The sequence below is a fragment of the Rhodococcus wratislaviensis genome (assembly GCF_900455735.1).
Classification (GTDB): domain Bacteria; phylum Actinomycetota; class Actinomycetes; order Mycobacteriales; family Mycobacteriaceae; genus Rhodococcus_F; species Rhodococcus_F wratislaviensis.
The window spans coordinates 1-12,655 of the sequence record NZ_UAUI01000009.1; the positions used below are offsets into that span (position 1 = coordinate 1).

Annotated in this window: 13 protein-coding genes and 1 pseudogene; 8 read left to right on the plus strand and 6 right to left on the minus strand. The window is 68.0% G+C overall.

All coding sequences use genetic code 11. From position 1 onward, the window contains the following. From DTA22_RS12505 to DTA22_RS12515, 3 genes and pseudogenes are all read left to right on the plus strand, one after another. Positions 1-371: pseudogene (locus DTA22_RS12505) on the plus strand (arylsulfatase); the annotation flags it as partial. A 5-nt stretch (positions 372-376) separates the two neighbouring features. Next, positions 377-1,318, plus strand: a complete 942-nt coding sequence (locus DTA22_RS12510) for an HAD family hydrolase (RefSeq protein ID WP_112299610.1) — start codon at positions 377-379, stop codon at positions 1,316-1,318. A 20-nt stretch (positions 1,319-1,338) separates the two neighbouring features. Further along, positions 1,339-2,277 (plus strand): formylglycine-generating enzyme family protein, encoded by a 939-nt coding sequence (locus DTA22_RS12515; protein ID WP_112299611.1) that lies wholly within the window; start codon positions 1,339-1,341, stop codon positions 2,275-2,277. On the opposite strand, the gene DTA22_RS12520 is transcribed toward DTA22_RS12515, so the two are convergent. From DTA22_RS12520 to DTA22_RS12535, 4 genes are all read right to left on the minus strand, one after another. Continuing rightward, positions 2,269-2,616, minus strand: a complete 348-nt coding sequence (locus DTA22_RS12520; protein ID WP_112299612.1) for a YidH family protein — start codon at positions 2,614-2,616, stop codon at positions 2,269-2,271. The two genes, DTA22_RS12515 and DTA22_RS12520, sit on opposite strands and share 9 nt — an antisense overlap. Then, positions 2,613-4,103, minus strand: a complete 1,491-nt coding sequence (locus DTA22_RS12525; RefSeq protein WP_112299613.1) for a protein kinase family protein — start codon at positions 4,101-4,103, stop codon at positions 2,613-2,615. Before DTA22_RS12525 ends, DTA22_RS12520 begins: the two co-directional genes overlap by 4 nt. Positions 4,104-4,244: 141 nt before the next feature. Further along, positions 4,245-5,615 (minus strand): amidase, encoded by a 1,371-nt coding sequence (locus DTA22_RS12530; protein ID WP_112299614.1) that lies wholly within the window; start codon positions 5,613-5,615, stop codon positions 4,245-4,247. Between the two features lie 36 nt (positions 5,616-5,651). After that, entirely contained in the window at positions 5,652-6,626 is a 975-nt protein-coding gene (locus tag DTA22_RS12535) for a D-2-hydroxyacid dehydrogenase (protein ID WP_037241887.1), read from the minus strand. Positions 6,627-6,709: 83 nt separating this feature from the next. On the opposite strand from DTA22_RS12535, the gene DTA22_RS12540 reads away from it, so the two are divergent. The 4 genes from DTA22_RS12540 to thpD are packed head-to-tail and all read left to right on the plus strand — an operon-like array spanning position 6,710 to position 9,841. Next, positions 6,710-7,450 (plus strand): maleate cis-trans isomerase family protein, encoded by a 741-nt coding sequence (locus DTA22_RS12540; RefSeq protein ID WP_037242482.1) that lies wholly within the window; start codon positions 6,710-6,712, stop codon positions 7,448-7,450. Positions 7,451-7,485: 35 nt separating this feature from the next. After that, positions 7,486-8,226, plus strand: a complete 741-nt coding sequence (locus DTA22_RS12545) for a maleate cis-trans isomerase family protein (protein ID WP_011596947.1) — start codon at positions 7,486-7,488, stop codon at positions 8,224-8,226. Beyond that, positions 8,213-8,890 carry a GntR family transcriptional regulator gene (locus DTA22_RS12550; RefSeq protein ID WP_037241885.1) on the plus strand — a complete coding sequence of 226 codons (678 nt, stop codon included), beginning with the start codon at positions 8,213-8,215 and terminating at the stop codon, positions 8,888-8,890. Before DTA22_RS12545 ends, DTA22_RS12550 begins: the two co-directional genes overlap by 14 nt. Before the next feature lie 36 nt (positions 8,891-8,926). Further along, a complete protein-coding gene (thpD, locus tag DTA22_RS12555) occupies positions 8,927-9,841 on the plus strand; it encodes an ectoine hydroxylase (protein ID WP_112299615.1) in 915 nt (304 codons plus the stop codon). Between the two features lie 41 nt (positions 9,842-9,882). On the opposite strand, the gene DTA22_RS12560 is transcribed toward thpD, so the two are convergent. Further along, positions 9,883-10,326 carry a MarR family winged helix-turn-helix transcriptional regulator gene (locus DTA22_RS12560; RefSeq protein WP_037241876.1) on the minus strand — a complete coding sequence of 148 codons (444 nt, stop codon included), beginning with the start codon at positions 10,324-10,326 and terminating at the stop codon, positions 9,883-9,885. Positions 10,327-10,481: 155 nt separating this feature from the next. Here DTA22_RS12560 and DTA22_RS12565 point away from each other — a divergent pair, with 155 nt between their 5' ends. Beyond that, positions 10,482-11,681, plus strand: a complete 1,200-nt coding sequence (locus DTA22_RS12565; protein ID WP_037241872.1) for an MFS transporter — start codon at positions 10,482-10,484, stop codon at positions 11,679-11,681. Positions 11,682-11,683: 2 nt separating this feature from the next. Here the strand turns inward: DTA22_RS12565 and DTA22_RS12570 are convergent, their stop codons facing one another. Beyond that, the gene (locus tag DTA22_RS12570; protein WP_112299616.1) at positions 11,684-12,655 is read right to left on the minus strand and encodes a YVTN family beta-propeller repeat protein; all 972 of its coding nucleotides are present in this window, start codon (positions 12,653-12,655) and stop codon (positions 11,684-11,686) included.

Sequence of the window (12,655 nt, forward strand, 5' to 3'; positions counted from 1 at the left end):
CGTCCCCGCGCCGGGGAATGGTCTACTTCTCCGACGACTGCGACGTGCTGGGCATCCGTTTCGACAACTGGAAGATCGTGTTCATGGAGCAGCGGGCGCAGGGCACCCTCGGACTGTGGGCGGAGCCGTTCACCGCCCTGCGGCTGCCGAAACTGTTCAACCTGCGCACCGACCCGTTCGAGCGTGCCGACATCACGTCGAACACCTACTGGGACTGGTTCCTCGACCACGACTACATCGCCATCTACGGAACCTTCATCACCAGTCAATTCCTCGAGACGTTCAAGGAATTTCCCCCGAGGCAGGAGCCGGCGAGCTTCACGATCGACCATGCGGTGGCGAAGCTGCACGCCTTCCTGGCGAAGGACTGACCGACATGGGGGCCGGGCTGAGTGGTTCCTGGGCGGACGGAGCGACGCGGTCCGCGATCGAGGACTTCGTCGGGCGGGTGACGGCACGCGGGCCGGACTTCGTCGACTCCGCGGACCGGGTGGCCGTGTTCGACAACGACGGCACACTCTGGTGTGAGAAGCCGATGCCCATCCAACTCGACTTCACCATCCGGCGCTTCGCCGAGATGGCCGCGGACAATCCCGATCTGCAGCAGACGCAACCGTGGAAGGCGGCCCACGAGCGCGACCTTCACTGGCTCGGTGCGGCGATGGTCAAGCACTATCACGGCGACGACGGCGATCTGAAACTGTTGATGGGCGCAGTCACCGAGGCATTCGATTCGGTCACCGTCGAGAATTACGATGCGCGGGTCCGGGCCTTCTTCGACGACGCGGACCACCCGACGCTCGGTCGCCCGTACTCCGGCTGTGGATACGTGCCGATGGTCGAATTGCTGCGCTATCTCGAGGCGAACGACTTCACCATCTACATCGCGTCCGGCGGTGATCGCGACTTCATGCGCCCGGTCGCCGGGCGGCTCTACGGGGTTCCGCCGGAACGCGTCATCGGCAGCGCCCTCGGCCTCTCGTACCGTGAAGGGGCGGACGCAAGCGACCTGCTCTACAAGGCCGCGATGGACTTCTTCGACGACGGTCCGGAGAAACCGGTCCGAATCTGGAGCCGGATCGGGCGACGGCCGATCCTGTCGGTCGGCAACTCCAACGGCGACCTGCCGATGCTCTCGTTCTCCGGGCAACCCGACCGCCCGTCGCTTCGGGTGTTGATCCTGCACGACGACGCCGAACGCGAATTCGACTACGTCGCCGGCGCCGAGCAGGCCCTCGAACACGCACGAGAGAAGGGCTGGACCGTGGTAAGCATGAAGAACGATTGGACGAGCGTCTTCTCGCCCGCCGTGACCTGATCAGGCAGAAGGGAAGGCGTGTGGAAACCCAGACCGTCTCCGAAGTCCGGCACGTCCCCGCCCAGACCTTCACGATGGGCTCGGATCGGCACTATCCGGAAGAAGGTCCGGCGCATCGTGTCGCGGTCGACGCCTTCGCCGTCGAGACCCACCAGGTCACCAACGCGCAGTTCGCGCGATTCACGCGCGATACCGGCTACGTGACCGTCGCCGAGCGCCCGCTGGACCCCGCCGAATTCCCCGGGGCTCCCGCGGAGAACCTGCAACCGGGATCGATGGTGTTCACCCGCACCCGGGGCCCGGTCGATCTCCGTCACCTGAGCCAGTGGTGGACCTGGACCGTCGGCGCGTCGTGGCAGCACCCGACAGGCCCCGGGTCGTCGACGGCCGGCCTGGAACAGCATCCCGTCGTCCACGTCGCCCACGAGGACGCGGCAGCGTACGCAGAGTGGGCCGGGCGGTCCCTCCCCACCGAGGCGCAATGGGAGGCCGCGGCGCGCGGCGGACTCGACCGCGCCGAATTCACCTGGGGCGACGCCGCCGAGAGTGAATCCCGTCCGCTGGCGAACTACTGGCACGGGGAGTTCCCGTGGCGCCCGGACCCCGGCTACGGCACCACGACCGCCGTCGGTAGCTATCCGCCCAACGAATACGGTCTGTTCGACATGGCGGGGAACGTGTGGGAGTGGACCGCCGACTGGTACGCGGACCGGCACAGCGACACAGCGGAGTCGTGCTGTGCGCCCCGCAATCCGCGGGGGCCCGGCATGTCGGAGAGCTTCGATGCCCGGCAGCCCCAATTCCGGGTGCCCCGACGGGTCATCAAGGGTGGATCGTTTCTGTGTGCCGACAGCTACTGCCGTCGGTATCGGCCCGCGGCACGGCGGCCGCAGATGGTCGACACCGGGATGAGCCACATCGGATTCCGCTGCGTCACGGCCCTGCCCGGGTCAGAGTAGGACCACCACGGCGAGGAGTGCGAGCACTGTGACGACGCTGGAGGTGACCACGGCGGTGAACGTCGCCGGTGCGAATTCCCCGGATTCGATCTGCCTGCTGATGACCCGATAGCGGACGGTGCCGTAGACGGACACCAGTAGCCCGGCGCCGATCAGGATCAATCCGGCGGCCACGGCGTGGGCGCCGCGGTGCGGTGCGAACTTCGCCACCGCCACGCCCAGCGCGGCAACACTGATACCGGTGCGATGCCAGGCGAGGTAGGTTCGCTCGTTGGCGAGATGGTCGCGTGCGGTGCTACCGGTGTTCGGCTGGGTGGGACCGAAGATGTTGGGGCTCATGCGCCGCTACCCAGGAAGCCGATCTCCGACAGGCGCGACTGGAACCCGGACTCGCCGCCGGACAGTCCCGAGATCCAGATGAGGACCCGACGGGTGGGTGTGGGAGTCCGGGCCACGATCTCGGTGACCCCGTCGCCGAGCGTGGCGGCGCCGATCACCTGGGTGCGTTCGATGTTCGCCCACGCGACGGGGGCGGTCCGGATCTCGACCGTGGTGCCCGGTGTCGGGGAGTCGATCCAGACGGTCCGCAGATCGACGGGCTCGGGAAACGACACGATCAGACCCACTCCTCGCTTCGTCGCCGACAGTTGCTGCGGGTAGCGGTCGGTCGCCCAGGATGTCGCGGGGTTCGCGTCGACGGCGAGGGAGGCAGTGGCACCGTTGTCAGGAAAGCGCAGCGGGGAGTAGACGGCCGCGGATGACGGGGTGAGCGGTGTCTGAAAGGGGTCCGGCACCGGCGCGATCTGGCTGAGCATGCTGTCCGCGACGGCGGCCGGGGGAGCGTCCGACGCGGTGAATGTGGCGCCCGCCGCCCACCCGGCGGCGCCGAGCGCGACGATCAGGGCGAGTGCGCCGCTCAATGCGGGAAGTGGGGCGTTCGGCCTGGGGGGCCGGTTGACGGATGCCGGGCGGGCTCTCTTCGTGGTCGAAGCGAATGCGGATGCGGTGCGAGCCCGCGCGTCCGCCAGGATTCGGTCGAGGGCGTCGACGACCGCCTGCGCGGTGACCATGCCGGGTCGCCGAGCGAGGGCGTTCATGGCCACGTCGGACAAACGTCGTGGAATCGCGGGCCGCACACGATGCGGCGGGACGACGGAACCGTCACCGCGCCTGCCTGCCGGGGGCAGTCCGGCTGCCCGGGTTTCGCCGGACGAGGACAGCGGCCACGTGCCGAGCAACAGGGTGTACAGGAGCGCGCCGAGCCCCGCGACGTCGTCGGCGGCGGTGCCGTCGGCGAGAGTGGCGGGGAAGGCGAGGACCGCGAGTCCTTCCCGGGAGATCCGCACCCGGTTGGGATGATCGAGTGAGAGGCGGGCACCGAAATGGTGTGCGTCTGCGGTCGCCGCGGCGAGGTGCCGCACGGTGCGAGCGGCATCCAACGGACGCGGGACCGTGCGCGCGACATCCGCGACACGCCACCCGGGCGTCCATTCCGCGACCACGGCGATCCGGTCGCCGACCGCCGCGATGTCGTACACCTGCGCGATCCGGCCTTCGTGGCTGAAGCTGGTTCCGGTGGTGTTCCGGCAGAAGCGCGCCACCGGATCCGGACGTGTGTCGGTGGCGCGGACCTGCGCCGAGTCGATGAGGCTGAGCGCGACGTCCCGGCACAGTTCGGTGTCGTGCGCGTGCCACCACTGCACCCAGTGGGGGCCGGCGAACCGTCCGAGGAGCCGGTATCGGGTGGCGACGAGCATGCCCGGGGCGAGCGGATCCGGGCCCTGCGGCGAATGCGGCGGGACCCCGGACACCGGCGTCGCTGTCATCTACTCTCCCGGGCTCGCCCCGACCCCGAAAATCCCTGTCAGGCAACTGTCACCCGGGCAGCAACGCAGACGTTCGCGCAGCACCGGGCCTAGTGCTGATCATCCTCGGATGCAGCGCGAATCGTGCGCTTTTCGGTCGACCTAGCCGAGGACGTGTTCCGCATATCGCGCGACCGCAAGTACGAGGTCGTCGGAGTGGCGGGGGCCGATGATCTGCAGACCCACCGGCAGTCCCGCCGCGGTCCGGCCCACCGGGATGCTGATCGCCGGCTGCTGCGTCAGGTTGAACGGGTAGGTGAACGGCGTCCACTGCGGCCAGCTGGTGAGGTCGCTGTCCGGCGGCACGTTGTAGCCGGCCTCGAACGCCGGAATCGGGACGGTGGGTGTGAGCAGGACGTTGTGCGTCAGATGGAATTTGCCCATCGTGATGCCGATGTCCGCGGCCACCGCGCGGGCGTCGAGATAGTCGACCGCGCTGAACTTTTCGCCTCGTTCCCAGATCTTGCCGAGCCCTGGGTCGACCTTGTCGCGCGCGCCTTCAGGGAAGTTCTTCAGCATGGCCGCGGCCCCGGACGCCCACAGCAGCTCGAAGGCCTCGATCGGATCGCTGAAGCCCGGGTCGGCGGCGGTGACCGGCAGGCCTGCGGCGTCGAGGGCCTGCACGGCGCGGTCGACGATCGCCCGGACCTCCGGATCGACCGTCACGTAGCCGAGCGTGGGGGAGTACGCGACGCCGAGTCCGACCACGTCGCGGCCGATCTCGCCGCGGAAGGTGGTCGCGAATGGGGCGAGCGACGTCGGGTCGCGCGGGTCCGGCAGCGACAGGATGTCCATCAGCAGTGCCGCATCCTCGACCGTGCGGGTGAGGGGGCCGGCATGCGCCAGCGGTCCGAACGGGCTCGCCGGGAACAGGGGGATGCGACCGTGGGTGGGTTTGAAACCGACGACGCCGCAGAACGAGGCGGGGATGCGCACACTGCCACCGCCGTCGGTGCCGACGGAGCAGGGGCCGAGACCCGCCGCGACCGCCGCGGCACTGCCGCCCGACGAACCACCGGCCGTCTTGGCCGGGTCGGCCGGGTTGCGGGTGATCCCGCACAGGGCGCTGTCGGTCACGGCCTTCCAGGCGATCTCGGGGGTCGTGGTCTTGCCGAGGAATACCATCCCGTCTTCGCGGAGCCGGGCGGCCACGGGACTGTCGACGTTCCACGGCTGGTCCTCGTCGACGGCCTGTGATCCCCGGAGCGTCGGCCAGCCGTCGGTGAGGAAGATGTCCTTGATCGAGATCGGTACGCCGTCGAGCAGTCCCTTGGAGTAACCGGTGTTCCAGCGCTCTTCGGACTTCCGCGCCTGCGCGAGCGCCCGCTCCTCGTCGACGAGGCAGTAGGAATTGATGGTGCGGTCACGCTCGGTGATGGCGTCGAGCATCGCCTGCGTCGCTTCCACCGGCGAAAGTTCTCCGGACGAGTAGGCCGTGACCAGTTCGACGGCGGTCATGTCGGTGGGATTCATGAGAACTCCTTCAGCCTGGACGTTCGGGCCCTGTCTTCATCGGCTCGGTACGTAACCGAGGTGCTTGTCAACTACGTTCTCGAGCGGGTACCCCGCAACCCAGCGTTCGAAATTGTCGGTGAACACGGTTACGAGGTCATCTCGCCAGCCGGCGAAGTCGCCCGAATTGTGGGGGGTGATCGAGACGTTCGGCATGTCCCAGAGTGGATGGCCGGCGGGGAGCGGTTCCGTGTCGAACACGTCGAGCGCGGCGCCCGCGATCGTCCCCGTCCGGAGCGCGGCGACGAGGTCGTCGGTGCGGACGAGCTCACCGCGTCCGACGTTCACGAACCGGGCACCCGGCTTCATCGCGGCGAACGTCGAGTCGCGGAACAGGTGGCGGGTCTGCTCGGTGAGTGGTGCCACCGCGATCACGTAATCGGCGACGGCGAGCTGCTCCGGGAGGTCTTCCGTCGCGGCGACCGTCCCGAAGTCGGGGTCGGCGTTGCGTGCGGCGCGGCCGGACCCACTGACCTCCATCCCCGCCGCGCGGAGAAGCCGGGCGATCGCGCGGCCGATGGGGCCGGTGCCGACGATCAGGGCGGAGCGGCCCGCGATCCGCTCGGATTCCCGGTGCTGCCAGGTATGAGTCTGCTGCAGGCGCAGCGAACCGGGCAGATCCTTCGCGAACGAGAGAATCTGGGCGAGCACGTACTCGGCGATCGCCCCGTCGAACACGCCCCGTGAGTTGGTGATCGTGACGTCGCTGTCGCGGGCCTCGGGGAACATGACGGGATCGACGCCTGCCGCGGCGATGTGCAGCCACTGCAGGGAGCCGGCGGCGTGCCAGGCTCCGGGCACCGCGTCGGTGAGGAAGTCGTAGAGGAACAGCACGTCCGCGCCGTCGAGGGCGTCGCTCAGCCCCGCCTTGCCGGTATAGCGAACTTCGGCACGGGACGCGACGGGTGCCATGAGTTCGTCGCTCGGCAGGACGTGGGCATGTAGCACCGCGACGATCGGGTTCCGACTCACGTTGACACCGTATGAGTAACTCGTATGATTGTCAACAATCTGATAATGCTCGGGCGCGGCCGAAACGAAGGTGAGGCCTGGTGTTGGAACTGAACATTCCCGAATTCGAGGGGCCTATCGCGCAACGGGGAATCGGCATCATCGCCCCGTTCGACTTGGCGCTCGAACGAGAACTGTGGCGATGGGCTCCCCTCGAGGTGAGCCTCCATCTGGCGCGCACGCCGTACGAACCCGTGCCCGTCAGCCTGGAGATGGCCGAACTCGTGTCCGAGCGAAGACACCTCATGGCGGCGACGCGCGACGTCCTGCACGTCGAGCCCGAGGTCGTGGCCTATCTGTGCACGTCGGGAAGCTTCATCAAGGGTCTCGAATACGAGCGAACCCTGTGCGACGCGATCTGCGAGGCAGGCGCCCAGCACGCGATCACCACGTCCGGCGCGCTGGTCGAGGCCATCGAACACCTCGAGCTGAGCAGGCTGTCGGTGATCACGCCGTACGACGCCCCGCTCACCGAACGGCTGCACGCGTTCCTGAACGAGGCAGGCACCGAGGTGGTTCGTTCCGATCACCTCGGACTCGGCGGCGGCATCTGGAAGGTCAACTACCGCACGATCGCCGAGCGGATCATCGCTGCGGACGACCCCAGGTCGGAGGCGATCTTCGTCAGCTGTACCAACCTGCCGACCTACGACGTCATCGCCCCGCTCGAGCAGGAACTCGGCAAACCGGTCCTCACCGCCAACCAGCTCACGATCTGGGCCTGTCTCGGCCGGATGAAACTCCCCATGACGGGCCCGGGCAAGTGGCTCCGCAACGTCTTCTGACATCACCCCACACGACACGGAAAAGAGGAGAACGCATGACGAGCACGCCGACCCCCACTGTGGGATTCATCTACCCCGATCACGCCGCCGAGGACGACTACCCCTTTGCCGCGGAGATGCTCGGAGTGGATCTGCCGGTCGTGCACATCTACGGAACCGACCTGCACGCCGTGCCCGAACTGCTCGACCTCGGGAGCCCCGAGAAGCTCGCCGGCGGGGCCGCACTCCTCGCCGAGGAGAAGCCGGACGCCGTCGTGTGGGCCTGCACCTCGGGCAGCTTCGTCTACGGCCCCGACGGGGCGAAGCAGCAGGCCGAGACGCTCGCCGCGGCCACCGGTGTACCCACGTCCAGCACCAGTTTCGCGTTCGTCCACGCCCTGCACGCACTGGGGATCACACGCGTCGCGGTGGCCGCGAGCTACCCGGAGGACGTCGCGAAGCTGTTCGTCGAGTTCCTCGCCGCCGCAGGCATCGAGGTGCTGTCGATGTCGAGTGCGGGAATCGACACCGCGGCCGAGGTCGGTCTGCTCAGCCCTGAATCCGTGGTGGAACTCGCGGTGGAGAACGACCACCCGGACGCCGAAGCCCTGCTCATCCCCGACACGGCCATGAGGACGCTGGGTGCGCTGAGTACTCTCGAGCAGCGCCTCGGCAAGCCGGTCCTCACGGCAAACCAGGTGACCATCTGGGAAGGCCTGCGTCTTGCGGGCCACACGGCGGTGCACCCGTCGTTAGGAACCTTGTTCGAGAAAGGCCACAGTCATGGCTCTGACTGACCTGGAACCCGTCAGTCGTCAATCGACTGCCGAATTCATCGCGGACCGCCTGCGGGTCGCCATCATGAAGGGTGCGCTCGAACCGGGTGCGCAGCTGGGCGAGGCGGAACTCGCCGCGCATTTCCAGGTCTCGCGCGGGCCCCTGCGTGAAGCCATGCAGAGGCTCGTGTCCGAGGGCATACTGCACAGCATCCGTCATCGCGGGATCTTCGTGACGGAGCTGACCCTCGACGACGTCGTCGACGTGTACCGCAGCCGCTCGGTCATCGAGCGCGGGGCGCTCGAGATGATTCTCGACGACGGCCGCCGGGAAGCCACATACCTGGCACTCGAACCCACCGTGCTCGTGATGCAGGCCGCGGCCGAGCGCGGCGACGCCGCCGCCGTCTCGGACGCCGACCAGCAGTTCCATCAGATCCTGGTGGAGAGTTCGGAGAGCCCCCGGCTCATTCGGGCGGCGAGGACGCTCCTGATCGAGACCCGGATGTGCCTGGGTGCGTTGCAGACCACCTACGACGACATCCGCGAGCAGGCGCAGGAACACGCGACCCTGCGCGAGGCGATCCGGTCGGGTACAGCTGGAGAGGTGCAGAAACTGCTCGCCGAACACCTGGACGACGCCGTTCAGCGGCTCCGCGCCGACCAGAAGACTCTGTCGTCGTAGCGACAGTGAAGTAGAGGTAAGTGCCGAGGAGGGGCAATGACTCAGGTAGCTGAGGTTCAGGGATACACCAACCGTCACGATCGCTACCCGACTCGGATCGCCGCCGAGCCGTCGATGCTCCAGCGGAGCGAACCCGCCGTGTGGGGCGGGCCCGCCGACGGGCCGTTCGATTCGTCGGCCCTCGCCGGACACGAGTCACGCGGCTTCACGATCATCGACAACGTGCTGAGCGCCGGCGAAGTGATGTCGTGCCGGGAGGAACTCGACCGGCTGTCCCGGGACCCGGCGATGCGCGACAGCGGACGCGTCATCATCGAACGCGGCACCGACGAGGTTCGTTCCGTCTTCGACGTGCATCGGCGCAGCGACGTGATCGGCGAGCTGATCCGCGACGGCAGGATTCTCGACCGCGCGCGGCAACTCCTCGGCTCCGACGTCTACATCCACCAGAGCCGCATCAACTCGATGCCCGGTTTCAAGGGCACCGGCTTCTACTGGCACTCGGACTTCGAGACCTGGCACGCCGAGGACGGTCTCCCCGTCCCGCGGGCCGTCAGCTGCTCGATCACGCTGACCGAGAACTACCCGTTCAACGGGTCGTTGATGGTGATGCCCGGTTCGCACAAGCGGTTCGTCCAGTGCGTCGGTGCTACCCCCGACGACAACTACACGTCGTCTCTCGTTGCGCAGGAGGTCGGGGTTCCGCGTCGCGAGGACGTCACCCGGATGGCGGCGGAGTTCGGGATCGACCAGTTCACCGGAGCCGCGGGTACCGCGCTGTGGTTCGACTCCAACGTCATGCACGGGTCGGGTAACAACATCACGCCCTACCCGCGGTCGAACCTGTTCCTCGTGTTCAACAGTGTCGAGAACACCCTCGTCGAGCCGTTCGCCGCGGCACGTCCGCGGCCGGAGTACATCGCGTCGCGCGACTTCACCCCGCTGTCCTGACGTGAGTGGCAAAGCGTGCCCCGGCACGCTGCGCCACTCACCTATGCGGGGACTTCGTGCAGGGCTCGGGCGAGGTGGGCGAGCTCGGGAATTTCGGCGGCCTGATCGAGCGCCGCTTCCAGTGTCGCGTCGTGGGTGGGACGCGCCTCGTCCAGTGCGGCCCGGCCCGCGGGTGTGAGCTCGGTGTAGATGCCGCGACGGTCGTCGTCGCACAGAATGCGGGTGAGCAGTCCGCGGTTCTCCAGACGGTTCACCAGCCTGGTGGTGGCGCTGCTGCTCAGCGCCGCCGCGCGGGCGAGTTGTGCCATGCGCATGTGCCAGCCGTCCTGGCGGCTGAGGGCGTCGAGGACCGTGTACTCGACCACCGAGAGATCGTGCCCACGCTGGAGGGCGCGTTCGAGCTCCGCCTCGAGTAGGCCGTGCAGGGCCGCGAGCGTGCGCCATCCCTGCGACCGGATCTCGACGGCGTCGTCAGCGACTGCCATGGGCCACCTCCTGTGGTTACGACTGCCGCTTCAGAATACCAGCTTGCGCACATAGCAGGCGTGTGCAACTATTTATGGAGCGCCTGCAACTACTGCAGGCGCGGTATTCGAGCTAGTGCTCTTATCTCCCAGTCTGTACGAAAGGAGTGGCTGCGATGCCACTGGGTCTGCTCGCCCTCGCAATGGGCGGCTTCGGGATCGGTCTCACCGAATTCGTCATCATGGGATTGCTGCCGGAAGTGTCGGCCGACTTCCAGGTGAGCGAGTCGGTGGCCGGCTACCTCATCTCCGGCTACGCCCTCTCCGTCGCCATCGGAGCGATCGTCATCACCGCGGCGGTCACCCGCTTCGACCGCAAGCGCGTCCTCCAGGCGCTGATGGTGCTGTTCATCGGCGGCAACCTGCTGTCGGCGCTGGCCCCGACGTACGAGGTCATGATGGGCGGACGCGTCCTCGCGGCCCTGTGCCACGGCGCGTTCTTCGGCATCGGCTCGGTCCTCGCCGCCGACCTCGTACCCGCGAGCAAGCGGGCAGGCGCGATCGCGACGATGTTCGCGGGACTGACCATCGCCAACGTTCTCGGCGTCCCGTTCGGCACGTTCCTCGGCCAGCAGTTCGGCTGGCGGTCCACGTTCTGGGCCATCACCGTCATCGGCGTCGTCGCGCTGATCGGCATCGCAACGCTGGTGCCTTCCGTGTCCCGTCCGGCGGACGCACCGGAATCCGCCGGTCTGCGCAGCGAACTGCGGGCCTTCCGGTCTCCGCAGGTGTGGTTCTCGATCGCCGTCACCATCCTCGGATTCGGCGGCATGTTCGGTGCGTTCACGTACATCGCGTTCACCCTCACCGAGGTCGGCGGATTCGCATCGACGAGCGTCCCGTGGCTCCTCGTGCTGTTCGGTGGCGGTCTGTTCGTGGGCAACGTCCTCGGCGGTCGTGCCGCCGACAAGGCACTCACCCGCACGTTGATCACGATCCTCGCCGTGCTCACCGTCGTGCTCGTCGTGTTCGCTCTCACCGCGGGGAGCAAGCCGATGACCATCGTGGCCCTGTTCTTCATGGGCCTCTTCGGTTTCGCGACCGTCCCCGGACTGCAGATGCGGATCATGAACTACGCGGCGCAGGCGCCGACCATGGCGTCCGGCGCGAACATCGCCGCCTTCAACGTGGGCAACGCACTCGGGGCATGGCTCGGCGGCATCACCATCGCCGCGGGACTCGGCTTCACGTCCCCGATCTGGATGGGTGCGGCGCTGACCGTGGGTGCGCTCGGCGTTCTCGTCCTCGCCACCGCACTCGACCGGCGGTCGAAAGATCAGCCGGTGGAGGAGGATCCGGCGGTGGTGTCGGTCTAGCGTCAGCGCGGCAGCGTCGCGTCGCCCGGTGCGCGCGTGATGGTGGCGATCGTGTCATCGTTCTGACTGGTGGCGTAGGCCCTCGCGCCGTCGGCGGAGACCGCGACGCCACCGGCGCTGCCGCCGACGGCGAGCGACGTCACCTCGGCGTTGGTACCCGGATCGAAGACCGTGACGGCCCCACCCTCGGAGTCGACGACGTACAGAGTGTTCCCGTCCCCGGTCACCGCGGCGCCGCCCATCGTCCCGTCGACGCCGAACGTGGCGGTCACCGTGTTGGTGGCCACGTCGATCACCGACATCTCCGCGCCGCTGCGCACGTAGGCCCGGTCGTCGGTGGCCGTCACCGCACTGGGGTGGGAGGCGACGGGAATCGTGTCGACGACGGTCGTCGTGGCCGTGTCGATCACGGTCACCGTGTTGTCGGAGGAGTTGGTGACATACACGTGTGTGCCGTTGGTCGCGAGCTGGATGGGGAAGGCGCCGACCGGGACCGTGGCCGTCACCGTGTTCGTGGCGGTGTCGATCACGGAGACAGTGCTCTCGACGCCGTTGGTGACGTAGGCGTGGGCCCCGTCTGCGGATACCGCGACCGCCAAGGCGAATTCGCCTACCGGAATCGTGGCCGCCACGGTGTTGGTGGCGGTGTCGATCACGGACACGGTCCGGTCGGCGGTATTCACGACGAACGCCCTCGCACCGTTCGGGGCGACGGCGATCCCGGTGGGTCCGCCGCCCACCGGGACGGTGGCGGTGACGGCGTTCGTGGCGGTGTCGATGACGGAGACGCTGTTGGCCCCGGAGTTCGTGGCGTACGCGACTGCGCCGTTGGGTGCGACCGCCACCTGCATCGGCGTCTGCCCGACGGGAACGGTGGCGGTCACGGCATACGTCGGAGCCGCACCGGCGGTGGTGGCCAGGAGGCCGAGCGTGGCGACGCCGATCGTCAGGACAGTCGAAGTGCGGGCGAACAT

Coding starts and splice junctions, on each gene's coding strand:
- DTA22_RS12510 (WP_112299610.1), top strand. CDS start 377: ATGGGGGCCGGGCTGAGTGGTTCCTGGGCGGACGGAGCGACGCGGTCC.
- DTA22_RS12520 (WP_112299612.1), bottom strand. CDS start 2,616: ATGAGCCCCAACATCTTCGGTCCCACCCAGCCGAACACCGGTAGCACC.
- DTA22_RS12525 (WP_112299613.1), bottom strand. CDS start 4,103: ATGACAGCGACGCCGGTGTCCGGGGTCCCGCCGCATTCGCCGCAGGGC.
- DTA22_RS12530 (WP_112299614.1), bottom strand. CDS start 5,615: ATGAATCCCACCGACATGACCGCCGTCGAACTGGTCACGGCCTACTCG.
- DTA22_RS12545 (WP_011596947.1), top strand. CDS start 7,486: ATGACGAGCACGCCGACCCCCACTGTGGGATTCATCTACCCCGATCAC.
- DTA22_RS12550 (WP_037241885.1), top strand. CDS start 8,213: ATGGCTCTGACTGACCTGGAACCCGTCAGTCGTCAATCGACTGCCGAA.
- thpD (WP_112299615.1), top strand. CDS start 8,927: ATGACTCAGGTAGCTGAGGTTCAGGGATACACCAACCGTCACGATCGC.
- DTA22_RS12560 (WP_037241876.1), bottom strand. CDS start 10,326: ATGGCAGTCGCTGACGACGCCGTCGAGATCCGGTCGCAGGGATGGCGC.
- DTA22_RS12565 (WP_037241872.1), top strand. CDS start 10,482: ATGCCACTGGGTCTGCTCGCCCTCGCAATGGGCGGCTTCGGGATCGGT.
- DTA22_RS12570 (WP_112299616.1), bottom strand. CDS start 12,655: ATGTTCGCCCGCACTTCGACTGTCCTGACGATCGGCGTCGCCACGCTC.